Here is a 25069-nt window from a genome sequence, read left to right on the forward strand (position 1 = left end):
ACGGGAACGTATTGCGAGATACTATAGCAAAAAGTCCCGCACGCCTTCCGTCAAGTACAGCAGTCTGCCTTTCGCCGAACGCAAAGGGGGTCGCCTGTTATTTACGGCTCCCAAGCTCCGCATTGCATTCCGCAAGCGTCGCAACGAAGCGATCGACGTCGTCAGGCGTCGTCGCGCCTGAGAAGCTCACGCGCAGCGTCGTGTTGCCCTGCGAGAGCGGGATGCCCGCCGCTTGGAGCGATAGCGGGTGCTTCTTGCGCCACGTGCCCGCCGCCACATGCTCGTGGTTCGACTCGCACGCCGATGCACGCGATGCATAGACGCCGCGATCGCTCAAGTATGCGACCGACTTCGCGTTGCGCAGCCCGGGTACGCTCACGCTCACGATGAAGGGCGACGCGTCCTCGGGCGAGTTCACGATAGCATCGGGGACAAGGCGCGCGAGCTCAGCGCGGATCTGCGCGCTCAGTGCGCGCACATGCGCGAGGGTTTCCTCATGCTCGGCCTGCGCCAACTCGACGGCACGCGCGAAACCGGCAGCAAGGAACACCGGCTCTGTGCCCGAGCGAAGCCCGCGCTCCTGCCCGCCGCCGAATGCGTTTGTGTGCATCTTCACACCGTCACGCACGTACAGCGCGCCGATACCGCGCGGCCCGCCGATCTTGTGCGAGGCGACAGACGCCAGCTCGGCGTGCCACTCGCGCGGTTTCGGAGAGAGCTTGCCGAACGCCTGAGTGGCATCGACGTGGTAGAGCGCGTCGGGGGCGAGCTCGTCGCGCATGCGGCCGATCTCCGCCGAGGGGAAGATGTAGCCCACTTCGTTCTGCACGTTCATGATAGTGATGAGCGACGTGGGGCTTTCCGTGAGCGCATCGCGCAGTTGCCCCAGGTCGAGCTTGCCATCGATAGCATCGATGTAGGTAACTGGCCAATTCATTTCGCGGCGCATACCGCGCACGCTTCGCGTGACCGACGCATGCTCAAGCGTCGAGGTGATGATCTTGGCAGGGTTGTCGCGTCGCGCCGAGCACACGCCGCGGACGGCAAGGTTGTTCGATTCGGTAGCCCCCGAAGTAAAGTACACCTCGCCAGGCTCGACCCCGAGCGCGCCGGCGATGGTAGCACGACTCTCTTCGAGGACTTCCTTCGCGCGCATTCCCACGGCATGAACCGACGAGGGGTTTCCCCATGCGTCGCGCATCACCTCGTTCATGCGCTCGATGACCTCGGAACGCGTAGGCGTGGTCGCCGCGTTGTCGAGGTAGCTTTCAGCTATATGGCTCATAGCGGTTTCATTCACCTTTTTGCTCTTGCCTTGGTATCTCTCCCGTGCGATACGCCTTGAGCAGTCGCTCAAGATCTGCAATCTCGCGTTTCATCTGCTGTCCCTCGTCGGTATCCCCCATGAGCGTGCGCTTCTTCACCTGCTCCACCATATGTCGGGACGAGTGGATATCGATTTCCTTCTCTATCGCGGCCTGAGCCGATTCCAAAGGCTCATGTGCCGCCAGGATGAACCCGTAAGAGTTAGAGATGAGCGTATAGCCGGCGATTCCCGTGGTCGGCTGGTAGGCCTTCGAGAACCCGCCGTCGATCATGATGACCTTGCCGCCGCATTTCACAGGGTCTTCGCCGTCCTTCACCTTCACGGGCACATGCCCGCAGATGATGTGGGAGGTTTCGGGGTCAAGCCCGAAATCGCGGAAGATGTTCGAGACCACGGCCTCGTCGTCGATCAAGGTGTAGAAGGGGTTCTTCACTTCCTTGCGGGCGGCCTTGTCAGCGATGAGATAAAGCTCGAAGGTGGCCATCTTGCTTTTCGCGAACAACGGGCTGCCCTGCCCGAGCCACAGATACCACAGCATGTCGCGCCCGCGGCGGCGCTCTTCCTCGTCACGGCTGAAGAACGCAGCGCGCACGTGGCGCTCCATCACGTCGTAGAGCACACGGCCCTTGTACGTCTTGCCGTAGACGTCGACTTCTTTGAGAGAGCCGTCAGCATTGAGCGGCACGCAAGCGTGGAAAAGCAGATTGCCGTTGTGAACCTTGTACAGGCTTCCCGCCTCCAGGAAGAACTGCATATGGCGACGGAGCTTCTCGCATCCAGTGAAGGCGGAGACGAGGCGCTCCATCACGTCTTGCTCGGCGGGCGTGAGGGCGTAGGGGTCCTTCGGGTCGATGGTCGGGAACACCTTGTCGGTGAGCTCGTATTCGGTGCCGTCGAGCATCACCGTGCCACGCGCGTAGTCGATCTTGTCCAAAAGCTTGCGGTCGTCGAGGCCGAAAGCCGGGTTCTCGTCGATGAGCTGGCCTTCTACCTTGAACTGGATGATAGCCATCGCCTTTTGAATCTTCACGTTCATCTCGAGCTCGGAGGGGGGAAGATTGGGATTGCCCTTGAGCGCAAAGCCGACGCACGGGTCGTCGGCGTAGGCGTCGAGCGCGAACGTCGCAAGCGGCAGAATGTTGATGCCGTAGGCGTCTTCTAAGATGGAGAGGTTGCCGTAGCGGGCGCAGTTGCGCACCACGTGCGCGATGCAGCCACGCTGCCCAAGCGAGGCGCCCATCCACACGATGTCATGGTTTCCCCATTGGATGTCCACGGAATGGTACGCCATGAGCGTGTCCATGATGGTGTGCGGCGCAGGGCCGCGGTCGTAAATGTCGCCGATGATGTGCAGCTGGTCTACCGCGAGGCGCTGGATCATGGTCGAGAGCGCTTCGATGAGCGCGATGCCGCGGCCCGTGCGCACCGCCGCATCGATGATGGCGCTGTAGTAGGCTTCCTTGTCGACACCGTGGCGATCCTCGGTCAAAAGCTCCTCGACGATGTAGGCGAACTCGCTTGGCACGGCGCGGCGGATTTTGGAGTGCGTGTACTTGCGCGCGGCGCGCTTGCAGACCGCGACGAGGCGCGGCACCGTGACGGCGTACCATGCGTACTCGTCTTCCACCTGCGATAACGCAAGCTTCGCTTTCTCGCGTGGGTAATAGATAAGCGTGGCGAGCGCGCGCTTCTCGGCGTCGGTGAGCGTGTCGCCGAACACGTCGTCGACTTTCAGGCGAATCGAGCCTGAGCCGTTGCGCAGGATATGCGAGAAGGCTTCGAACTCGCCATGGATGTCGGAGGCGAAGAACTCCGTCGATTTAGGGAGATTCAAGATCGCCGACAAGTTGATGACCTCGGCAGATGCCTCGGCGATGGTGGGAAACGATCGGGAAAGCAATTCGAGATAGCGCTTTTCGCCGGCTTCCATGGGCTCCTCCTTCTTGCGTGCGCGTACGGATTTCATGGTACCTGGTTTCTGTGCTCGCAGGAATGAGCGATATAGCAAAGGCAAGATTGCTCGGCGAGTCCCGGGCGCGCGGGAAGGGGTTTCCCTTCCCGCCCGCATGCCCGCTGGCGTGGCGGCGAGCCCTGGAGCACATGGGAAGGGGTCCGAGCAAGGTCGTGTACAAAATCGACGATAAATTGTTCGAGAGCCGTGACATCACGGCAAAGAAAAAGCCCCATTGCTGGGGCTTGATTTCGAGATGGTGGACCGTCGGGGACTCGAACCCCGGACCTTGGGATTAAGAGTCCCCTGCTCTACCAACTAAGCTAACGGTCCAAGAAAACATATGTGAAAGTGCATCTTTGAAATGGTGGACCGTCGGGGACTCGAACCCCGGACCTTGGGATTAAGAGTCCCCTGCTCTACCAACTAAGCTAACGGTCCAAAGTGCATATGTCAAAGATACTGCGCGCGCTGGGGTGGGTGAAGGGATTCGAACCCTCGACCTCCAGAGCCACAATCTGGCGCCCTAACCAACTAGGCCACACCCACCGTGGCGCAAGTTGATATATTAGGGCAAAACAACCCGCAGTGCAAGATAAATTTCTAAATATTTTGCCTTTCACAAAATAACGGTTGCGGCCTGGAGTTTTACCACGACAAAAGCTCGTAGCCGTCGTCGGTCACCACAAGCTGCACTTCCCACTGCGCCGAAGGCTTGCCGTCCGCTGTGCGGATCGTCCAGCCGTTGGGGTCGGACATGTCGATGTCGTGTTCCCCCGCGTTGATCATCGGCTCGATGGTGAAGCACATGCCTGGCACAAGCACCGGGCCCGTTCCCGCTTCGGCAACGTGACTCACGAACGGATCCTCGTGAAACTCGAGGCCGATACCGTGGCCGCCAAACTCCTCGACGACCGAGAAGCCGTTCGCATGTGCGTGCGCGGAAACCGCAGCGCCCACATCGCCCAAGTGCCCCCACGGCTTCACCGCAGCCAAGCCCGCCTCGAGCGCCTCCTTGGTGACGCGCACGAGCTTCTGCTTCTCCTCGTCGACCTCGCCGATCATGAACATGCGCGAGGAGTCGGAGAAGTAGCCGTCGAGAATCGTGGAACAGTCCACGTTCACGATATCGCCCTCTTTGAGCACGTCATCCTCGGAGGGGATGCCGTGACAGACGACTTCGTTGATGGACGTGCATACGCTGTTGGGATACCCCTCGAAGTTGAGGTCGGCCGGCGTTCCGCCGTGCTCGACGGTGTAGTCGTAGATCCACTTGTCGATCTCGGCGGTGTTGACGCCTGCCTTGATGTGCTCGGCCACGTAATCGAGCACGCCGATGTTGATGGCGGCCGACTTCTTGATGCCCTCGATATCGGCAGCGGTCTTCAGAAGCGAGCGATGGGGAACCTCTTCGCCCTGCTCATAGAGCTCCTGCAAACGCTCGTCCAGGTTGAGGTGGCACTTCTTGTATTTCTTCCCGCTGCCGCACCAGCACTCGTCGTTGCGGCCAGGGGACTTCATTCCGTCGAACATGATCTGCCTTTCTACAGGGCGCCTCGCTCAGGCGCCGTTTTGTGTCGCCCTCCATTGTAGCCTTTGGGGAATACGGGAGATGTGGAGAGTTCAAGCAAGATTCTTTCCCAGTGCAACATATCGCTGGCCCGAAACGTGTTAGAGGTGAGACCGGTCGCAAGCGAAACAATATAAAGCCGTGGCGCCTTATGCGGCTATCATCAAGGAAGCAGGGGAAGGAGACGATTGAAAAGGACAGTGAACCATACCCTTGAGCAGACGATCGAGGCTTGGGGTGCCATGGTCTACCGCATTGCGCTCGCGTATTGCGGCAACGCACACGACGCAAGCGATGTTTTCCAGAACACATTCTTGAAGCGACACCTTCACAGCGGCACCTTCACCGATGCCGATCACGAAAAGGCATGGCTCATTCGCGTGGCAATCAACTGCTCGAACGACATCCTGCGACAGCGAGAAAACCGTTTGGCCGAACCACTCGAAAGTCCCGCTGCAGAAGCCAAAGCAGCGTCAGACTCGCTGCAGCAATTTGAATCGGAAAGCGGAACGGCAGCGCAGGACGTAATGCTCGAACGTGCACTTGCGGCACTGTCGCCGAAACAACGAGCCGTAGTGTACTTGTTCTACTACGAGGGATACTCAACAACCGAGATCGCCGAAATCATCGGAGACGCACCCACCACCGTACGCTCCCACCTACATCGTGCCCGCAAAGCACTGCGCATCGAACTGGAGGACACGCAATGAACGAACACGACTTTTTCACCCGCTACGCCGAACTCATGAAAAGCATAGAGCCCAGCGAGGAACTTGTCGCCGCAACGCTCGCCCGCGCGAAGGAGCAGACCACGCACTCGGGACGCAAAACACGATTCCGCAAGCCGCACAAGCCGTATGCAATTGCCGCCTGCTTCGTGGCGGGAGTGTTGATCGTCGGCGGCGTCGGATACGCTGCCTCGACAGCGGGCGAAGCCATCCTTTCGCCGCAGTCAGCAACACAGGCAGCCGCTCGCAGCTTCACCGTTCGCGCCTGGGCGAGCGATGGCGGGACCATCCTCCCTACCGAAGACGGGCAGATTGTCTTCGACCGCACGCACTCCCAATGGACGCAAACTGGCGAAGCCGAAGGGTACTTCACTGGATGCACGTTCACCGTAGAAGGCGAGGGCATCTCCCGTGTGCAGGCGAGCATATCGACGGGCGAGCTGTACCGACAAGATGTCACGACGATTTCCCAGACCAGCGACCCGATCGCCTTCAATCGCGCCGTCAATTGGGACGATCGTTTTCGCGGACTCGACGGTACACTTTCGAGCAGCGACTCGGTAATCGTCGTAAAATGGGACGCCGAGGAAGGCGGAGACCTGAACGGCGAGGAGCCGCGAAGCAACCAGGAAATCCAAGCCGCCCTGTTAAAGCGTTACGGATCGGTAATCGACCTTGCACTTGCAGACGCACCCGGCATCGCAGATGGCACGACGTGCTTCGGCCTGTTCAACCCGGATGCTGAAAGTGACCCCTTATCGCTTTTCGACGGCGCCGCGCTCACCGTAACGGCCACTTTCGAAGACGGAAGCACATCAACCCAAGTCATCACGCTGCATGAAGCGATGTTCCGCGTAGAACCTCGCTATGCCGACAACTCAACTTACTTCGATATGACCTCCGAGATCACAAGCCGCATCGTCGACGCGAACCTGGTCAAAACGCATGCTGTCACCCCTGCCGAAAACGCCGACGGGACCTACTCGCTCGCATCGGTATATGGCGAGATTGCTTCCACCACCAGCGACCCCTTCCCCAGCAGTGACGAAACAGCCAACGAGTTCGCAAGAACGTTGATGCCGAACAGCGTCGATGAAGATGTGAGCTTGGTCGACGAAACTAAACCTATAGGCAAAAGCTCGGGTGAATTGGAAATAATGGGAGCCAATGACTCAGTTGCAGCGCAAACAATCGCCATGTCAAGTGATAAGTATGGCAACCCACATGTGTCCCTTATCGACTGCGACTCCGTTGTCGTTCATGCACCGACCGTCATGTTCGGAAACGAACCGCCGCTCGGCCGAGCAAAGAGCGAGTTCGCTTACTTGAGCGGATTTGGAGGCGATTCGTCTTATGCCGACAAATGGCTCAAGCAACGCTTTGGTATGACGTTCAACGACGACGGAACACTTGCAACGGACGGGTTCACCTTCGCAACAATCACGATCGATGTCGAGAACACCGGCGGCGCCGACGAAGACTTCGTCGGCGGATGTGAAAACCTTGCTACCCTCGTGGTAATCAGCGATGAGGGCAGCGTGTCTCGCATCTCGCGCACATCCTACGAACTCGTCGAAGAGGTAGCGGCGCCATCGCGAGCCGACGATTTCGTTGGATCAATCTATAGCGCTCCCGCAAACAGCCATGTGACCTGCATATTTGCCTATGCAATCCCCTCTAACTTCGCGGCGGACGAAAACGTGTATGTCATGGTGAGCGGCAAGCTCTTCCCCGTTAACGCGTAAAGGGCGCGAGGGAGCTGGCGGTTGAAGGGGATATACTTGGCTTCATGAAGAAGCGGGGCGGCGGGTCTCTTGGGACCCTGGGGATTCCTGGGACCCTCTGGCTCCTGGGGTTCCCCTCGGTGCCCTGGGGCTCTTCGGGGCCCTGAGGCTCGCCAGCCCGAGTTTATGTATGTGGGGGGATTTGCGTGAGAATTGCTGTGAGCGCGTGCCTTTTGGGTGAAACGTGCCGTTATGACGGGCGCTCGAAGCCCTGTGCGCGCGTGCAGGAGCTTGTTGCACTCGGACACGAGCTTGTGCCCATCTGCCCTGAAGTAACGGGCGGCCTTCCCACACCGCGCACCCCCTGCGAAATCGTGCGCGCCCCGCGGATGAAGGGCAAGAAAGCGCACACGGCAAACGAGCACTCTTGGACGATCCTCGACGCGAGCGGAGCCGACCGCACGGCCGCTTACGCCCGCGGCGCGCAGGCCGAGCTTGCACGTGCAAAGGAAGCAGGCTGCGAGCTGGCCATCCTCAAGGCGAAGAGCCCCTCATGCGGATCGGGGGAAGTCTACGACGGCACGTTTTCGGGCACGCTCGTGCCCGGATGGGGCATCGCCGCAGCCGCATTCCGCGACGCGGGCATCGCCGTGATCGACGAAACCGCCGACTTCAGCCGCCTGGCCAACGGCTAGCGAAGCCAGCGCCCCCTCGGCCACTTCTACTCCACCGGGCTCAGCAGGTCGACCAAATCGTCGCGGGAAAGCGAGGCGAGCGACACGCCGGACGCGCCAACGACCTGGTCAGCCAGGTCGCTTTTCGCCTCCTGAAGTGCGAGGATGCGCTCCTCAATCGTTCCCTTCGCAATCACGCGCTCGACGCTCACCACGTGCGTCTGCCCGATGCGGTGCGCACGGTCGGTCGCCTGATCCTGCGCCGCCGCGTTCCACCAGGGGTCGGCATGGATGACGACCGACGCGCCCGTGAGGTTGAGTCCCGTGCCGCCCGCCTTGAGCGAAATCAGGAACACGGGCGTATCGTCGGCGTTGAAACGGTTCACCAGCTCGAGCCGCTCCTCCTTAGGCGTTGCGCCCGTAATCGTGAAGTAGCGCACGCCAGCTGCGTCGAGCTTGTCGGCAATTAGCGACAAGAAGCTTGTGAACTGGGAGAACACGAGCGCCTTCTCGCCGCCGCCCATCGCAGAGTCCACCAAGTCGCAGATGGCGTCGAGCTTCGCCGCAGGTCCCTTATAGTTCTCGTAGAGCAGACGCGGATCGCAGCACAGCTGGCGCAGACGCGTGAGCTCGGCCAAGATCTGCACCTTGCTCTTGTTGAACTCCGCATCCGACATGCCGCTCTTGCGCCCACCGTCCTTGGCAGCCTTGTCGCTCTTCTGGCGGGTGAGCTCCTCGCGAAGTCGCTGCTCATGCGCGGAATACAGCTTCAGCTGCTCGCCGGTCATGGGCGCGTACACCACGCTTTCGAGTTTCTCGGGCAAGTCGGAAAGCACCTGCGTCTTCAGGCGGCGCAGCATGAACGGGCCCACGAGCGCCTGCAACCTGCGCGCGATGTCCTCGTCTCCGCCGACGATCGGCAGCTCAAAACGCTCGCGGAAGCGCGCATAGGGGCCAAGCAGCCCCGGCATCAGGAAATCGAAAATGCTCCAAAGCTCGGAGAGGCGGTTCTCCATCGGAGTGCCCGTGAGCGCGAAACGATGTTCCGCCTCGACGCGCTTCACCGCGCGCGTGACAAGCGCCGCAGGGTTCTTCACGTATTGCGCCTCGTCGAGCGCGCACAGGAAGAAACGCTCCCCCACCCAGTCGTGGATGTCGATGCGGAGCAGGTCGTAGGAGGTCACGAGCACATCGCACGGGTCCGCGGCGGCAGTGCCGTCGGGCGCGGGAAGCGAGAGCGCCCTGATACGTCGGCGCTCGGCTTTCGGGCCCGCGACGGCGCGAACCGCAAGCTCGGGCGCGAAGCGGGCGAATTCCTGCAGCCAGTTGTACACGAGCGACGCCGGGCACACGATAAGGCTCGGCCCCACGCGGCGCGCCTCGTCGCGGCGGGCGAGCAGAAGCGAGATGAGCTGCAGCGACTTGCCCAGGCCCATCTCGTCGGCGAGGATGCCGCCGAACCCCGCATCGCAGCGCGCGGAAAGCCAGCGGAAGCCTTCCTCCTGATAGGGGCGCAGCACGCTCGAGAGCTGGGCGGGCGGCGTGTAGCTCTGCTCGTCGACCGAGCGGAAGTTGTCCACGTAGCTCTTAAAGGATCGATCGCGGTCGAGGTCTTTCTCCTCGTCGAGGTAAAACGCGCGATAGCTCGGCAGCTCGACCTTGCCGCTCGCGAGTTCCTTCAGAGAGATTCCCAGGTCAGACGCGATGCGATCGAGCTCTGCCAAGTCCATATCCTCGAGCGAGAGGTACGCGCCGCCCTTGAGCTTGTGGTAGTGCTTGCGCTTGCGGTAGCTCGACAGCAGCGCAGCGAGCTCGTCGGATTCCAGATCGCCCGCGCTCACCGTAAGATCGATCAGGTTGCCCGCAAGCGACACCCCCATGGAGATGCGCGGCTTGCCGTCGCGGATGAGACGGTCGAAGGCGGGCGTGGTGAAGACCTCGCCGAGCGCGCGGAACTCGGGCAGGCCGCCGAAGAGTAGGTTGCCCACCGCGTCGTCGTCTGCGTTCGGGATGATCGGGTCCCCCAGGCCGAAGTAGCGCTCGACAAGCGTCGTTGCCCGCGCTTCGAGGCGAGCGTCGCGCAAGGGCCCCGGCTCCTCGGCGCTCTCGGTCCTGCTTGTGAGGGCAATACCGCGCGCGGCGGACGCGGCACGTGCGCAGCGAACGGGCGCGGACACGGCGGCAACACCCGAAGCATCGATGAGATGGGCCTCCTCGCCGGCCAAGACGTAGCGGAAGTCGCCGTAGGTCGCCACCGCCTCCACGCGAACGCCCGCGCGGACCTTGTCGAAGTAGAAGGAGATTTCACCGGGTACGGGGCGGAAGCGCTCCACCTCGGGCGGCACGTCCATGTGCAGCGCCTTCTCCACCTGGGGTAACACGGCGGAACAGAAGAGCGGCATGTCCTCCTTCGAGATAAACAGGCGCACATCGGATCCTTCGTAGACCATGTGCAAGAAGTCGGCACAGCGAGCAAGCTTCGGCGAGCAGCGGTACACGACGTCGCCCATCCACAGGTACAAGCGACGGCCCTGCGCGGCAAGCACGACGTCGGAGCCGCGCTCAATGCAGTAACCATCCTCGGTGGATTTCTCGAGCGACACCTTGATCTCGGGATCCGCGTGCACGATGCGCGCCTCGGTGACCGAACGCGTGCCGATGTCGGTACCGCGAATGGTGAACGGCCCTCCGTCGAGCGCGTCGAGCAGCTCGACAACCTCCGCTTCCGAGAGGTTGATATCGCGACCGACGCCAGGCGTCGAGGCGATGCCCCAGCGGGTGGTCTGCACACTCTGCTCGCGCAGGGAGACGGCGCGGTCGAGGAACTCCGCCACGCGACGGCCGCGCTCGGTAAGGAGCGCCGGTGCGTGCGTGAAGGCGAGCTTCTTCCCATAGGAGTAGCGCTCGCCTGCGCGCATGCGCGAAACGAAGTCGGAAATGCTCTTCATGACGTAGGAAGACGTGGGGCTTGCCACCTTGAAGCTCGCCGACCACAGACGGTAGCCGTACGTGAGCGTGCACTCGAGGTCGATCGAGCCTTCCATGTCGCTGTCGTCGGCGAACTGCTCGCCGCGGCGCATGAGCTCGGTGATGCAGGCCGACGTCGCCACACGGCGTTTCGGCGTGTAGCCCATGAACTTCTCGGGAGCGCGGGAGAAGGAGAGCGTGAGCGCCGCGCAGTGCTTGCACAGCCCGTCGTATTCCACCACCGCCGGGCAGGTGCACGACCAGTCCTCGATCGTTTCCTCGTCAGGCGACAGATAGACGGACGCACGATAATGGTCATCCCATCCGCTTGAGCTTGCGACCTGGGCAGACAGCACTGTCTCCCCCACCTCGTAGCGCACGCGCTTCGTCAAGATGTTGCGGTCGCTCGCGGCTATCCGCTCGGCGCGGGCGAACGTACGTGAATTGCAATTGGCAGCTATTTCGCGTTCCGAAATCACATGACTCCTTTTTTTCGTAAACGCTAGTGTAGCACGGCGATGCAAGCGCAAACGCACGCCCCCGCCGCTTGCAACGACGGGCGCACGAGCGGAGCGGCGGGCCCCCGGCGGAGAAGGGCGGCGGTTGCGGGCAAATGGGCGGCGAGGCCCTGCAAAGATGAGCGCACTCAGGCAACGCGCGGTCGGAAGAGAAAGTCAGACGCGCGAAGGGGCCGTGCGGCGCTACAATCAGACGGAGGGAAAGGCAGGGACAACATGGCGATTGAAGACGACATCGCGGCATACGAGCCGGCAAACGAGCAGGAAGAAATCGACAAGCAGGTGATTCTCTCAGTGCTCGGCACACGCGAGAACGCGTTTTCCCGCGAGGCGCTCGCACATATGGCGTGCTCCATCTGGGTCGTGAGCCCCGATTGCGCGCAAACGCTGCTCGTGTTCCACAACATTTACGGCTCGTGGTCGTGGATTGGGGGCCACGCCGACGGCGATCGCGACCTTGCTGCCGTCGCGCTGCGCGAGCTTCAGGAGGAAACGGGCGTGTCACACGCGCGCATGGTGACGCTTCCCGCGGGGAACATCTACTCGCTCGAAGTGCTCACCGTCGACGGGCACGAGAAGCGCGGGAAGTACGTCGGGTCGCACCTGCATTTGAACGTGACGTATCTCGCTGTGGCTTCCCCCGACGAGCCTATCCGCATAAAGCCCGATGAGAACAGTGGTGCGAAATGGGTGCCCACCGAAGACGCCATCGCGCTTTCCACCGAGCCCTGGATCCGCGAGCGCATCTACCGCAAGCTCATCGATAAGTTGGACGACCCTGTTGTGAGAGCGGCAATCGAGGAGATTGGAAGCCAGAAAACTATTCGCTAGAACGAAGGGTTTTTCTTTCGGCATTCGCTTGATAACCGTTCGTTTTCCCGAATAGTTTTGTTACAAGATACCAAAAACCGAACCGCCAAACGAGTCATCGGCCGCGCGTACTAACCGAATGCCGCCGAGCGCACATCTGCTGAACGCTCGGCGGAACTGAATTCCCCTTAGAACGCCTCGAAGCGAGCGCGACGCTGTTCTACCAGGTCATCGGCGGGAACGCTTGCCAGCTTGGCAAGCTCGTGGCGTACGTAGTCGCGCACCACATCGACCGCTGCATCGGGGTTCTCGTGCGCAGGTGCGGGCCCTTCGGAGAGCACGTCGTCCACGATCCCCATTCCGTGCGCCTCGGCGGCGCTCATCTTCATGACGGCAGCGGCCTCGGGGGCACGAGTGCGGTCCTTCCACAAGATGGACGCGAAGCCCTCGGGCGACAGCACGGAGTACACCGCGTGCTCCTGCATGGCGACGCGGTTCGCAACGGCGAGCGCGAGCGCACCGCCCGAGCCGCCCTCGCCCAGAAGCACGCTTACGATAGGAACCTTCATGCCCGCCATGGCGAGCAGGTTGTCCGCGATGGCGTTGCCCTGGCCGCGTTCCTCGGCTTCCATGCCGCAGAACGCGCCCTGCGTGTCGACGAAGCACACGATCGGACGCCCGAACTTCTCCGCCTCGCGCATGAGGCGCAGGCTCTTGCGGTACCCCTCCGGCTGCGGGCACCCGAAATTGCGCTTGATGCGGTCCTTCAGGTCGCAGCCCTTTTCCTCAGCGATCACTGTGACTGCCTGGTTGCCGATCCAGCCGACGCCCGCGACAATCGCGCCGTCGTCGCCGAACCCGCGGTCGCCGTGGAGCTCGATGAACCCGTCAACAATGCGGTCAATGTAATAGCGCGACGTGGGCCTGTGCACGTTGCGCGCAAGCTGCACGCTTTCCCATGCGCTCGAGGTTTGCGCGCCCGCGGCGGCCTGTGCATCGGCATCGGCAGCGGGCTCGGCGGCAGGGGCTCCCGCGGTGGGCGCGCACGCGGCAATCTTCTCGTCCGAGATGTTGCCCGCATGCGCGTCGGCAGCGGCGCGACGGCGATCCGCCTCGCGCTCGAGCTGCCTCGTCTTGCCCCCGAACCATCCGAAGACGGTCTCGGCGAGCGACAGGGGAAGCGAGTCGTCTTCCTCGTCTTCGCGCAGCAGCCCCTCGTCAACGGGGAGCAGGCCGTACGTCACCTTGTTGTAGGTGTCGGTGCCGTGCTCGAGGTTCGACTTCACCGAATCGTACGTGACAATCATGCGCTCCTCGCCCGCAACCGGCTCGCCCTGCGCACGCGTCGCGTAATGGAGCGCGAGCAGCTGCGCAAGCGTCGCGCGCAAATCGGAGCGCGATACGACGGCGTCGATGAGCCCGTGTGAGAGCGCGAACTCGGCGGTTTGGAAGCCCTTGGGGAGCTCTTGCTTGATGGTGTCGCGAATCACGCGCTGGCCCGCGAAGCCGATAAGCGCATGGGGTTCCGCGAGGATGATGTCGCCTTGCATGGCAAACGATGCGGTGACGCCGCCCGTCGTCGGGTCGGTGATGACCGAGATGTAGGGCAGGCCGCGCTCGGCCAGGCGGGAAAGCGCGCAGGACACCTTCGCCATCTGCATGAGCGACGCCAAGCCCTCTTGCATGCGCGCGCCGCCCGAAGCGGTGAACGCCACGACCGGCAGCCCTTCGTCGGCCGCGCGGCGCACGAGGCGCGCCATCTTCTCGCCGACAGCCGTGCCCATCGACCCCATGAGGAAGGTGGACTCCATAACCGCGAACGCCGTGCGGATGCCAGCAATACGGCCTGCACCGGTGCGGATGCCCTCGTCAAGCCCCGTTTTCTCACGCAGCGCCGCCAGCTTCTCGGTATAGCCCGGGAACTCGAGCGGGTCGGGCTCGGGCATATGGGCGTCCCATTCCTCGAAGCTGCCGGAGTCAAGCAAATCGGCGATGCGCTCGTCGGAGGTCATGCGGAAATAGCCGCCGCACGTCGGGCACACGTAGTGCGAGGCGGCGAGGCTTTCCTCGGCGAACTTCAGCCCGCAATGGGGGCATGCGCGCCACTTGTCGACCGCGGGCGCCGCCTTCTCCGTGGTGCACAGCACCCAGCCGAGCGCCGGGGTGTCGTTCTTCAGCGGGCGGAAGACGTTCACGCCGCGCGAGATAGCACGCGAAAGGAAGCCGTCGACCTCGCCGAGCGGCTGCGACTCATCGCACAGGAGCACCGTGCCCGCGCCGCATTCCTTGGCCGCATCGAGCACGGCATGGGCGTTGCAGAACAGGGCGTCGGAGTATTTCTCGCCCAGGCACACCGTGCCCGCCGCCTGGCGCAGATAGGGTTCGAAGCGCTTGTCGGTGGTGAAGGGCAGCCACACCGAGAAGCCGGCGTCGGTGGCAGCCTGCACATATTGCCTGGCCATGCGGCCGCGCGACATGAGCAGCACGCGAGGGCGGGCATCTTCGTCTTCCTTAGCGTCGACCGGGGAGTACGCACTCGCGTCGCCCGAGGGAACGACGTTGTACCCCGACGAATCGGCCGCGTCGACGGCGTTCGGGGCGAGCGCGCCCTCGGCCGCCGCCTCCTCGGCGATCCGCGAGAGGCGGTACGCCACGCCCGCCTCAGGCGCCGACGCCTGACCCTGCTCAGACGCCGAGGCTGCGGGAGCGAACGCCCCGTCTGCGTTAAACGTCACATACCCTTGCTTTGCGATCTTCATGCCAACCCTCTTTGACTACCTGTTTTCCCTGGAAATGGGATTATTCCTCGGAACGTGCAAGCACGTATTTCTGCGTCGCCGTGGCGCATACCTTATCCCCGACGCGCGCTTCGACGTCGGCCACGACCATGCGGCTCGAAGACTTCACGATTCTCGCCGAGAGCGTGAGCACGTCGCCAGGCAGCACCTGGTTGCGGAATTTCGCCTTGTCGATGCCCGCGAAGAAGCCGAGCACTCCCTCGTCCGCGCGGTCGACGAGCGCGCAAAACGATGCCGCCTGCGCGAGCGCCTCCATGATGATGACGCCCGGCAGCACCGGGTGCGTCGGGAAGTGGCCGTGAAACAGCGGCAGGTCGGGGTCGACATCGAGCTCGGCCGTAATCGACTCGCCCGGCGTGCATTCCACCACGCGCGTCATCCACACGAAGGGGTCGCGATGCGGGAGCACCCGCTCGATGTCCTCGCGACCGCAAGGGAACTGAATATCCATCAAGAAGAACCTTTCTCTTTCGCAAGCGCGGGCCGCAAGCCCGAGACAGCGCTGCTCGCGGTTCGCAAATGCGCGAGCAGCGAGCGCCTCTATTCCGCCGCAACCTCGTACGGCGAGATGGCCAGGCACGCGTTGTGCCCGCCGAAGCCGAGCGAGTTCGACAGCGCCACCTTCTGCTTGTAGTTCTCAAGCGGCTCGGCGAGCACGTTGGCGGGAGCCTCGGGGTCGGATGTTTCGAAGCCGGCCGTCGGCGGCACGCAATCGTTCGCGACGGAAAGCGCCGTGACGATCGCCTCGACCGCGCCTGCCGCGCCGAGCGTGTGGCCCGTCGTGCCCTTGACCGAGCACACGGGGACCTTAAGGCCCGCCTCTTCGCCGCACAGTGCGCGCAGCGCCTTGGACTCGGTGAGCTCATTGGCGTGCGTTCCTGTGCCATGCGCGTTGAAATGCCCCAGGTCAGCGGGTGTAAACCCGCCTTCCTCAAGCGCGATTCGCATCGCGCGGACCACACCTTCCCCCTCCGGGTCGGGGGCGGTCATGTGGTAGGCATCGCCCGTCGAGCCGAAGCCGGTGATTTCCGCTAAGGGTTTAGCGCCGCGCGCCAGAGCGTGCTCGAGCGACTCCAAGATAACCGCACCCGCGCCCTCGCCAGCGACGAAGCCCTCGCGGTTGAGGTCGAACGGACGGGAAGCGCGCAGGGGGTCCTCCTCACGCGAAAGAGCACCGAGATTCGCGAAGCCCGCGATGCAGATGGGGTTCACGCTTTCCTCCGCACCACCCGCAAGCGCCACGTCGGTGTAGCCGTGGCGGATGTCGCGCACGGCCTGCCCGATGCAGTGGGCGCCCGTCGCGCACGCGGTGACGACGTTGATGCACTCGCCTTTCATGCCGTAGCGAATCGCCAGGTTGCCTGCGGCGATATTGCCGATCATCGTGGGTACGAACAACGGGCTCACACGCTTAGGACCCTTCTCGAACAGCGTCTTGAATCCGCTCTCGAGCTCGTCGATGCCGCCGATGCCGCTACCGAAGATGACAGACACGCGCGAAGGGTCCTCGTCTTCCATGGAAAGGCCCGCCTGCGCGATCGCCTCGTCCGAGGCGACGATCGCGTACTGCACGAAGCGCTCGAAGCGGCGCGACTCCTTCTTCGTGAGGCCGTGCTCGGTGGCATCGAAGCCGCAGATTTCGCCAGCATTGTGGACCTCGTAGTCGGTCGTGTCGAAGCGCTCGATGGGGCGGATGCAGCATTCACGGCCCATGACCGCCTTCCACAGCGCCTCCACGCCGACGCCTGCGGGCGTGATTGCGCCCATGCCGGTAATCACGACGCGGTTCGATCCGTCGGGTCGTTTGGTGTTCACGGTTGCCTCGCTCATAGCGCCATACCTCCGTCGATGCAGATAACCTGACCGGTAATGTAGCCAGCCTCGTCGCTGGCCAGGAATTTCACGAGATTAGCCACGTCCTCGGGCTGTCCGAGGCGCCCGCATGCGATGCGCGAGGAGATAGCCTCGCGTTGCTTGTCGGAAAGCGCGTCGGTCATGTCGGTCTCGATGAACCCGGGCGCCACGGCGTTCACCGTGACGTTGCGCGGCGCAAGCTCGCAGGAAAGCGACTTCGTGATGCCGATCACGCCCGCCTTCGACGCCGCGTAGTTCGCCTGCCCGGCGTTGCCCGACACGCCCACGACGCTCGACATGTTGACGATACGGCCCGAGCGCTGCTTCATCATGATCTTCGTGGCGGCCTTGCAGCAGTTGAACGTACCCTTCAGGTTCACGTCGATCACCGCGTCGAAGTCCTCTTCCTTCATGCGCGCCACGAGCCCGTCTCGCGTGATGCCCGCGTTGTTCACGAGGACGTCGAGCCGCCCGAAAGCGACGTGCGCAGATTCCACGAGCGTCTGCGCCTCTTCCGCCGAAGCGACGTTCGCCACGAGGGCGAGCGATTTCACGCCGTAGGTGGCCGAAATCTGCGCGGCGAGCTCCTGCGCGGCAGGAAGACTTCTCTCGCTCGAGCAGTTCACGCACACGTTCATGCCCGACTCGGCGAGCGAAAGCGCAATCGCGCGGCCGATACCGCGGCTCGATCCAGTGACGAGCGCTCCTTTGCGCTCGGGTTTAACCTGCTCAGTCATGGGTTTTGCTCACTTCCCAACTAATGGACGGGTGTTTTAACTTGCGTCGGGCGCAAGCGATTCGAGCGCCGCGTCGAAGCTTGCCAGGTCCTGCACGCAGGCCCGCGACGCCTTACGGTCGATTCGCTTGACGAGGTTCTCGAGAACGCCGCCGAAGCCGACTTCCCAAAACGTTGTGTGGCCCTGTTCCTCGAGCGCCTCGACGCTTTGCTGAAAGCGGACCGGATGCGTAAGGTGCTCCGCGAGATGCTCGCGGGCGCAGGCAGCGGAAAGCGGCGACGCGTTGACGTTGCAGATAAGCGGGATGGCGGGCTCGCTGAACTCAACACCCGCCAGGTACTCGGCGAGCTTTTCGGCCGCGTCTGCCATAAGCGGGCTGTGGAAGGCGCCCGACGTGGCAAGGCGCGCGAAACGCTTGCCCGAAGCAGCCCACGCCTCTTCTGCGCGCGAAACGGCATCGGGCGTGCCAGAAATGACAATCTGACCTGGGCTGTTATAGTTTGCAGGAACGAGCACGTCGCCCTGGGCGCACGACTCGCACACAGTTCGGACAGCTTCATCGTCGGCCTTGAGCAGCGCGCTCATGGCGCCCGCATGGGCGCTTGCGGCCTCGGCCATGAATTCGGCACGCGCCTTCACAAAGCGGTAGGTTTCCTCTTCGGAGAGCATGCCGGAGACGGCGAGCGCGGACACCTGACCGAGCGAGAAGCCGAGCACGGCTGCCGGCACCACGCCGCGAGCCATGAGGGCGCGCGCGATACCGACCGAGAGCACGCAAAGTGCAGGCTGCGCGTAGCGCGTGTCGTTGAGCTTTTCGGGGGAAGCCGTTGCCACCAGGTCGGCAAGATCGTATCCGAGCACGTCAGAAGCGCACTCGAACGACGAAGCCACCTCGGGGACGCCCATCAGGTCGGCGCCCATGCCGGGCTTTTGCGACCCTTGGCCGGAGAACAGGAATACGGGGTTCATGCGATCGATACCTTCCTCCACATCGACTACAGGCCCAAGCGACGGCGTTCGGCATTCGCGTCCGCCATCTGCTGGAGCGTGCACCCGCCAAGCGCTTCCGCCTCGCTCATAAGCTCGGAAATGACTTCTTTCGCGCTCTTGCGCTCATGCACCACGGCTGCGATCTGGCCGGACATGATGGTGCCGTTGTCCACATCGCCCTCGACGGCGCGGCGCAGCGAGCCCACGTACATGCGCTCGAGCTCGTCGCCGTTCTTCGCGAGATCGCCCTCGAGCTTTTTCACCGAGCGGGCGAACTTGTTCTTGAGGCAGCGCACCGGATGGCCCGACCCGCGGCCGGTAACGATCGTATCGGAATCCTTCGCGGAGAGAATCTTCTCCTTGTACGCGTCGGCCACGGTGCACTCGTCCACCGTGAGGAAGCGCGTGCCCATCTGCACGCCCTCGGCGCCAAGTGCGAACGCGGCGGCGATGCCGCGGCCGTCGGCTATGCCGCCTGCGCCGATGACGGGGATAGACACCGCGTCAGTCACCGAAGGCAAGAGCGCCATCGTGGTGAGTTCCCCCACATGGCCGCCCGATTCGGTGCCCTCCGCCACGACGGCATCGGCACCGAGCCGCTCCATGCGGACCGCGAGGGCGGTCGACGCAACGACGGGGATGACCTTGATGCCCGCAGCCTTCCACATCTCCATATAGTTCGCAGGGCTGCCGGCGCCCGTGGTGACCACGTCTATCTCCAGGTCGACGAGCAGCTTCGCGAGCTCGGCGGCATTGGGATCCATGAGCATCACGTTCGCGCCAAGCGGCTTCGACGTGATCTTGCGCGCGGCTTCCACCTGGTCGCGCACCCAGTCGAGCGGCGCGCCACCGCAGGCGATGATGCCAAGGCCGCCCGCTTCGCTGACCGCGCCTGCAAGGCTCGCGTCCGCGATGCGCGCCATGGCGCCCTGAATGATAGGCACCTCAATGCCCAGGAGTTCGGTAACACGAGTTTTCACGTTCAAAATTCCTTTCCAAAACTGGGGATATCCCAGTTCGAAGCCGCTTGGATGCGGCAGTTCGATTCTTTGCGTCAGCAGTTCATGGTAAATTTGAGCCCATTTGAATGCAAGCGCCATGCGACCCCTTCACGAGAAGAACGGCCTGCGCGGCCGCAAGAGCCGACTTGCTTTCACACTTGTTAACAGGTGTATAAATAACGTCATAGCGATTCAATTTTACTCCACATTATTCGTAAATTTGGGGAGATGTTCGACCCAAGAAAGCTCCCCGATGAGCGACTGCTGCAAAGGAAGATGCGCCTCTCGTTTCTGCTCCCTAGCCGAAAACCCGCGACGCCCAAGCCCTTCTGGACGGCCATCATGCGCGCTATTGTCGAATCGGAGATGATGCGGTAGTCATCACGGCGGCCCTCCCCTCCGTAAAGCAACTCAAACCAACACATAGCTTTACGAAGCAGCACGCTGCAAGCATTAATTGATGAAGAGGTCCGCAAGGACACCGTCCGACAACGAATCGGGGAGTTTCTGGACAAAAAAGGCCGTTTTAGGGGGGTGTGCCGCTCGGAAAGGGGCCAGGGCGTGCGTTCGGTCGCGCGGGGGGCCTAGGGGCCCTCGCGGGAGGGAGCGACCCCCCTAAAACGGCCTTTTTTGTCCAAGGTTGAGGGATTCTCGTGTCGGCGGCGGCGCAGCGCATGCCGGCCGAGTGGCCCGAGGGGCGGGCGGACGCCGAAGAGGCCGGTCGACAAGAAGAAGGGCGGGCCTCGCGCTCCGCAAGCGCAGGGCCCGCCCTTCCGCAGTGAGGGAGACTACCTCAAGACGCCCAGGTTGAAGGCGCGCATGAGCACGGTCGCCGCGCGCTCGCGGGATGCGTTCTCGCCGGGGGCGAGGCGCTTGCCGGCGGGCTCGTCGTAGCCCTCGACGAGCCCCTTGTCGGCGGCCCACTTGAGGTAGGGGGCGGCCCATCCGCTCGCGTCGGCGCCGTCCACGAAGGCGGACAGGTCGCTGCCCGCGGCCTCGAGCTCGCCGGGCGCGGCGCCGAGGCGGCCGAGGATGGTGGCCAGCTGCTCGAAGGTCACGGGCTCGTCGGCGGCGAAGTCGAGCGCGCCGCCCGGGCGCTCGATGCCGGTGATGACACCTTTCTCGACGGCCCAGTTCGCGGCGGCGGTGTAGAACATGCCGTCCGCGGAGCCCGCGATGCCCGTGGTGTCCTTGGCGGCCGCGGGGTCGTACGCCGCGGCCTCGTCCGGGCAGGCGTTGCGCCAGAGGATCGTGACCAGCTCGCCGCGGGTGAGCGCGCTGCCCACGCCGAAGATCGTCGTGCCCTCGTAGCCCCTCATGAGGCCGCGGCCCGCGACGAAGTCCACGCCGGGCGCGTACCAGGAGTTGTAGTCCACGTCGGTGAAACGCGGCGCAGGCGGGTAGAACACCTCGAGCGCGCCTTCGGCTCCTCCAATAATCTCGTACTTGCTGCCCCAGTTGTTCTCGTCCACCTTGATCTTGGCAATCGGGACGATTCGGTAGGCTCCTGCCTTGTTGCACGCCTCTTCAGCGCTCACCACGTTACCGTCGGCGTCGATCAGCTGGTAGCCATAGGCGTTCTCGAGCACCTCATCCGCCGAATCGCCGTCAGCGAAAGCGGAGTATACCTTGCCGTTGCGAACGAAATCGAGATAGGTCACTGCGATATCGGGAAGCGCATCGCCGATAGTGATCCTCGCGCTGCTGGGCTGAGGCTCAAGAGGTCGCTTAACGACGTTGCCGCCGATGACCACATTGGCGTCATCGGGCGTCGCAGGCTCGGACGTCCCGCCCACGGTGTCGGACAGATACGTCACGTCGATGCGCGCACGCCCTTCCCCGTTCGCTTTGAACGTCACGGTCGAGTTGCTATCCGAATCGGACTGGCCGACAACCGCGAGCACGTCGGAGTCGCTGCTTGTCCAGGTCCAGCTGAAGTTCGCCCCAGGGTTGTCCAGCGTCTTCATAAAGTCGACAACCTCGCCGTAAACCCAGGTCGAGACGCAGGATGCCTCATCGAATCCCGCACGAGCCAACTGTCGCACGGAAAGCGGCGCGGAGCCCATGTAGTTTTTGGCCTCGATGGCGACGTCGTAGCCGCTCGTCTTGAACGCGCTTTCAGAGCTCGCCGCCTTCGAATAGCTGAGCGTTCCATCGTCGGCAACGCTCACGCTATCGAGAACAGTCTCGGTAGTTGCCTTGCCGACCGCCACGATCTTCGCACCGTCAGGCACCTCGCCTTCCGCGAAGAAATCGTTCGCCGTCAGCGTGCCGGAGATCGGACCGTAGCCCTCACCGCGCCAAATCACCTGAATGGCCGGGTCAACGAAGGAAGCTGCGGAAAGCTGCGCCTTGGTGATCTTAGCGCGATCGAACGTGACGCTCGGAGATTCAAGCGTGTACTTGTCGGCATCGGCGCCCGTCAAGGAAAGCTCGAGCGTCACGGTCTTGTCCGTTCCAGCGTCGACGTCGCCATCGGCATAAGGACCAGGGGTCGCCACGATCGAGACGTCGTCATCGCCGCACTTCCCCGCGAAGCCGACAGCGCCGTCAAGGATACCTGCGCCCGTAGTGCCGTCGTAGACCTTCACGACGGTGATATCGGAGAAGTCAAGGTCGCTTAGCTGCTTGGGGCCGATCGTGAACGTCCAGCTCGAATCGGTGAGCGTGGCAGCATTGTAGCTGTCGCACTCCTGAACGTCGAGCTGCACGGTATAGGTGCCCGGATCGACCGCTTCGGTTACCGTGGCGCCGTTGCTAAGGTAGCTTACCGTCTGCGCTCCGTCACAGGAAAGCTTGCCTGCGAACTCGAAGCTTGCCTGCTTGGCACTTCCGTCGTAGGCAAGGTCACTCGGTGCCGCGAACGTGAAATCCGAGGGCGCAAGGGTGCGCCTCACAACGTCGATGTCGATGCTGCCGACCTGCGCCGCGTATTCCTCTGTTGCGAGGAAGTTGAAGATTACCTCGTAGCGGGCGGCCTTCGCGAAGGTGAAGCAATCGGCGGGATTGGTCGGAGTGAGATAGCAGCCGTTGGCTTCGCTCCAAGTGAGGCTCTTAGACCCTGCATAGCAAGAGACGGAACCTTGAAGGTTTTTGACAGGCGCGCCGTCCGCCTTGTAGCTGACCGCGAAGACGACCTCATCGCCGCAGGTGAAGGTCGCATCAGGCGATTCGACGAAAAGTCCGGTGTCCGCGTCCACCGTGCCGGCCTTGATCTCGGTCGCGATGACAGGGGGCGCATAGGCCGCAGGCTCGATCGTGCCGGGGATGACCTTGGTCATACTGGCGCCGCCCGTCTGCAGCGTGACGGTCGCCGTGAAGCTGCCCGCTTCGCCGTCCTGGTTCGCGAAGGTTCCCGCCGTGGCAGCGCGCACGTCGCTCACGGCAACCGAGCTGTTGTCTTCGGTGATGCCCTCGATCTTCCGGATTTCGCCCAACACCCAAGCGGCAAGGCTGCTTTCTTCGTTGGCATCGGTCATCGAGACGGTGAAGGAATCGGGCAAGCTGTCCACAAGTTCGCTCACCACAGGGGCGATGCGGATATGGGGGTACATCCGGTCAATCGGATAAGGATAGCCCTCCACGTAGCGAGACGTCGTGAAGGCGTCTACCTGCACGAGGCCGCTACCCTGGTCCTCATAGAGCTTTTGGGCATTCGAGCTGGGAAGATTGATGGTTTGGACGGGGTTTCTCATCGCAGAGTTATCGCCCCGCGAAACGGCGTCGAGCATCGCCTGCGGCGAGGTGAAGGTCATCGTGTAGCAGAAGGCAAAGGCGCTGTCTGCACTGACCTTCAGCGAGACGTCGCCCTCGAGCGTAAGCGAGGACACGTCGATGCCGAACTCCCCGTATTTGCCAGTCACCGTAACGGTTGCCGAGGTACCCTCGGGCGCATAAATCTTGAGGTTGCCGCTGCCGCCCGCTGAGCCCAGGTCGATGATGCACGGGCCCGTGCCGACGTTCTGGGAGGATTGGAATTTCACGTCGCCGTCAACGCACAGGTTGATATCGCTCTCGGAGTAGAGCAGTTTTTGATTGTACGCGGAGGTTACGACAAGGCCGTCATGCAGGAAGAGGGTACTCGTGGCCTTATCATAGGACGCGAGGCCGTCGCTAAGGATGTCGGCTTCATTTCGCTCGCTCACACGCACGCCGTCAAGCCAGATGTCGTAATACACGGTGTTGTCAACGAACGTCTCACCCGTAGGAATCGGATAGCCGTCGCTGTTCAGCACCCACTTGTTCAGGTTCGGTTCGGCATCCATGTTGTAGAGGTTCTCGTTGAGCGCAGCGAGGAGTTCCCCATCGCTCCCGCCACCGAGGTTGCCTTTACCCGTGAAGTGCGGGACATAAGAGCCCTCGCCTTCTGCGCCGATGTCGTAAAGGCCCGAGCCATCCTCGGCATAACAGCCCTGCACAGCAACGTTCTTGCTATTCATACCTGCAAGGGTCGCCACATAGTTCCGGCTTCCATACTCTTTGATGCCGGAGATATCGCTTGTGGTGTAGCAGTTCTTCATCTTGCCGGGAGCCTCACCAGCAATGCCGCCGATGCGGCTACCGCCATGAAGGTACCCCAGGTTCGCGCAGTTGTAGAATTCGGAGCTGTCCGCCATAGCAGCGATGCCGCCGCTTTGGACGACCGAGGGTTTGGCATTATCGATGTTCATCTCGTTCCAGCAGTTCTTGAAGGTAGCGCCATTCGCGCGTCCCGCGATGCCAGCGAGCGCACCCGAACCCTGAATGGACCCTGAGACATGCACGACGTTGAAACTGTCGCCGCCATAGGACCAGCCAACGATACCGCCAGTGAGATAACAGTTATTTGTAACGGCGATATTGTTCTCACCAGCGCAGTTAGTAAAAGACGTCCTACTGCTTTGTCCTACGAATACACCGATATAACCTTTGTAACTCTGCGGCGCTTGAGATGAGGTGACGTAGCTATTCTTAATGGTAAGGTCCCGAATGTACCCGCTACCTGTAATCCTGCTGATCAAGCCAACCTTCTCTTCGTTGCACTTGATATACATTCCCGAAATCGAATGGCCGTTGCCGTCGATGTGCCAGCTAGCCACGCCCATCGGGAGCCATTCGTTGGGCTGAGATGTTGTCGTGGCCCCCCGCTTCGTGAACGCGCCGCTCTTGTCGAACGTGCCGTCGTTCAAGACGATGTCGTTCGTGAGCTTCACGTAGCAGCTGCCGAGCTCCGCCGCACGAGAGTTATCCGCCAGCAGCTTGAGCTCCGCGCCCGTAGATATGAGGTACGGATCGTCCTCGCTCTTTCCGCCGCCCGTAAGGCTCGAGGCGGTGCTACCATCCCAAACGTCCGGGGTCGCCGCATGGGCAACCGCCGGCAGCAGCGCGATACAAAGTATCGATGCAAGGAGCATGATCAGGGTTTTCTTCTTCATGGGCAA

General features: G+C 62.6%; 15 protein-coding genes and 3 tRNA genes. 4 read left to right on the forward strand and 14 right to left on the reverse strand.

The features are described 5' to 3' along the window. Positions 1 to 97: 97 nt before the first annotated feature. The 6 genes from F8C90_RS02765 to F8C90_RS02790 form a co-directional block, all read right to left on the reverse strand. Complete coding sequence (locus F8C90_RS02765) at positions 98 to 1285, reverse strand: cysteine desulfurase family protein (protein WP_158048927.1); 1188 nt, start codon at positions 1283 to 1285, stop codon at positions 98 to 100. 7 nt (positions 1286 to 1292) lie between these two features. Continuing rightward, complete coding sequence (locus F8C90_RS02770; protein ID WP_158048928.1) at positions 1293 to 3257, reverse strand: fructose-1,6-bisphosphatase; 1965 nt, start codon at positions 3255 to 3257, stop codon at positions 1293 to 1295. 278 nt (positions 3258 to 3535) lie between these two features. Then, a tRNA-Lys gene (locus F8C90_RS02775) sits at positions 3536 to 3611 on the reverse strand. 32 nt (positions 3612 to 3643) lie between these two features. Continuing rightward, a tRNA-Lys gene (locus F8C90_RS02780) sits at positions 3644 to 3719 on the reverse strand. A 31-nt stretch (positions 3720 to 3750) separates the two neighbouring features. Further along, positions 3751 to 3827 (reverse strand) — tRNA-His (locus F8C90_RS02785). Positions 3828 to 3926: 99 nt separating this feature from the next. After that, entirely contained in the window at positions 3927 to 4811 is an 885-nt protein-coding gene (locus F8C90_RS02790; protein ID WP_158048929.1) for a methionyl aminopeptidase, read from the reverse strand. Positions 4812 to 5036: 225 nt separating this feature from the next. Here F8C90_RS02790 and F8C90_RS02795 point away from each other — a divergent pair, with 225 nt between their 5' ends. From F8C90_RS02795 to F8C90_RS02805, 3 genes are all read left to right on the forward strand, one after another. Further along, positions 5037 to 5558 (forward strand): RNA polymerase sigma factor, encoded by a 522-nt coding sequence (locus F8C90_RS02795; RefSeq protein WP_158048930.1) that lies wholly within the window; start codon positions 5037 to 5039, stop codon positions 5556 to 5558. Continuing rightward, entirely contained in the window at positions 5555 to 7321 is a 1767-nt protein-coding gene (locus tag F8C90_RS02800; protein ID WP_158048931.1) for a hypothetical protein, read from the forward strand. Before F8C90_RS02795 ends, F8C90_RS02800 begins: the two co-directional genes overlap by 4 nt. A 197-nt stretch (positions 7322 to 7518) precedes the next feature. Next, on the forward strand, positions 7519 to 7995 hold the full coding sequence (locus F8C90_RS02805) for a 2-thiouracil desulfurase family protein (protein WP_281350315.1): 477 nt from the start codon (positions 7519 to 7521) through the stop codon (positions 7993 to 7995). A gap of 26 nt (positions 7996 to 8021) precedes the next feature. Here the strand turns inward: F8C90_RS02805 and F8C90_RS02810 are convergent, their stop codons facing one another. After that, complete coding sequence (locus F8C90_RS02810; RefSeq protein ID WP_158048933.1) at positions 8022 to 11420, reverse strand: DEAD/DEAH box helicase; 3399 nt, start codon at positions 11418 to 11420, stop codon at positions 8022 to 8024. A 255-nt stretch (positions 11421 to 11675) separates the two neighbouring features. Here F8C90_RS02810 and F8C90_RS02815 point away from each other — a divergent pair, with 255 nt between their 5' ends. Further along, positions 11676 to 12290 (forward strand): NUDIX hydrolase, encoded by a 615-nt coding sequence (locus F8C90_RS02815; RefSeq protein ID WP_158048934.1) that lies wholly within the window; start codon positions 11676 to 11678, stop codon positions 12288 to 12290. 167 nt (positions 12291 to 12457) lie between these two features. Here F8C90_RS02815 and accD read toward each other — a convergent pair whose 3' ends face one another. From accD to F8C90_RS02850, 7 genes are all read right to left on the reverse strand, one after another. Further along, positions 12458 to 15028, reverse strand: coding sequence for an acetyl-CoA carboxylase, carboxyltransferase subunit beta (gene accD / locus F8C90_RS02820; RefSeq protein ID WP_158048935.1), 2571 nt, complete (start codon positions 15026 to 15028; stop codon positions 12458 to 12460). Between the two features lie 40 nt (positions 15029 to 15068). Further along, a complete protein-coding gene (gene fabZ, locus F8C90_RS02825) occupies positions 15069 to 15518 on the reverse strand; it encodes a 3-hydroxyacyl-ACP dehydratase FabZ (RefSeq protein ID WP_158048936.1) in 450 nt (149 codons plus the stop codon). A gap of 89 nt (positions 15519 to 15607) precedes the next feature. After that, the gene (gene fabF, locus F8C90_RS02830; RefSeq protein ID WP_158048937.1) at positions 15608 to 16897 is read right to left on the reverse strand and encodes a beta-ketoacyl-ACP synthase II; all 1290 of its coding nucleotides are present in this window, start codon (positions 16895 to 16897) and stop codon (positions 15608 to 15610) included. Then, positions 16894 to 17658: a 3-oxoacyl-[acyl-carrier-protein] reductase gene (gene fabG, locus F8C90_RS02835; RefSeq protein WP_158048938.1), complete on the reverse strand. Its 765-nt coding sequence runs from the start codon at positions 17656 to 17658 to the stop codon at positions 16894 to 16896. Before fabG ends, fabF begins: the two co-directional genes overlap by 4 nt. Positions 17659 to 17694: 36 nt before the next feature. Next, a complete protein-coding gene (fabD, locus tag F8C90_RS02840; protein WP_343030122.1) occupies positions 17695 to 18648 on the reverse strand; it encodes an ACP S-malonyltransferase in 954 nt (317 codons plus the stop codon). A 5-nt stretch (positions 18649 to 18653) separates the two neighbouring features. Beyond that, positions 18654 to 19634: a nitronate monooxygenase gene (locus F8C90_RS02845; RefSeq protein WP_158048939.1), complete on the reverse strand. Its 981-nt coding sequence runs from the start codon at positions 19632 to 19634 to the stop codon at positions 18654 to 18656. Positions 19635 to 20437: 803 nt separating this feature from the next. Then, entirely contained in the window at positions 20438 to 25063 is a 4626-nt protein-coding gene (locus F8C90_RS02850; RefSeq protein WP_170264507.1) for an S-layer homology domain-containing protein, read from the reverse strand. Between the last annotated feature and the right edge of the window lie 6 nt (positions 25064 to 25069).

Source organism: Ellagibacter isourolithinifaciens, assembly GCF_008831035.1.
In the GTDB taxonomy this organism is placed as follows: Bacteria; Actinomycetota; Coriobacteriia; order Coriobacteriales; family Eggerthellaceae; genus Ellagibacter; species Ellagibacter isourolithinifaciens.

What these genes read in the sequence shown, in the direction of transcription:
- fabZ (WP_158048936.1), bottom strand. Translation starts at nt 15,518, where the DNA reads ATGGATATTCAGTTCCCTTGCGGTCGCGAGGACATCGAGCGGGTGCTC.
- accD (WP_158048935.1), bottom strand. Translation starts at nt 15,028, where the DNA reads ATGAAGATCGCAAAGCAAGGGTATGTGACGTTTAACGCAGACGGGGCG.
- F8C90_RS02800 (WP_158048931.1), top strand. Translation starts at nt 5,555, where the DNA reads ATGAACGAACACGACTTTTTCACCCGCTACGCCGAACTCATGAAAAGC.
- F8C90_RS02770 (WP_158048928.1), bottom strand. Translation starts at nt 3,257, where the DNA reads ATGGAAGCCGGCGAAAAGCGCTATCTCGAATTGCTTTCCCGATCGTTT.
- fabG (WP_158048938.1), bottom strand. Translation starts at nt 17,658, where the DNA reads ATGACTGAGCAGGTTAAACCCGAGCGCAAAGGAGCGCTCGTCACTGGA.
- F8C90_RS02765 (WP_158048927.1), bottom strand. Translation starts at nt 1,285, where the DNA reads ATGAGCCATATAGCTGAAAGCTACCTCGACAACGCGGCGACCACGCCT.
- F8C90_RS02790 (WP_158048929.1), bottom strand. Translation starts at nt 4,811, where the DNA reads ATGTTCGACGGAATGAAGTCCCCTGGCCGCAACGACGAGTGCTGGTGC.
- F8C90_RS02815 (WP_158048934.1), top strand. Translation starts at nt 11,676, where the DNA reads ATGGCGATTGAAGACGACATCGCGGCATACGAGCCGGCAAACGAGCAG.
- F8C90_RS02850 (WP_170264507.1), bottom strand. Translation starts at nt 25,063, where the DNA reads ATGAAGAAGAAAACCCTGATCATGCTCCTTGCATCGATACTTTGTATC.
- fabF (WP_158048937.1), bottom strand. Translation starts at nt 16,897, where the DNA reads ATGAGCGAGGCAACCGTGAACACCAAACGACCCGACGGATCGAACCGC.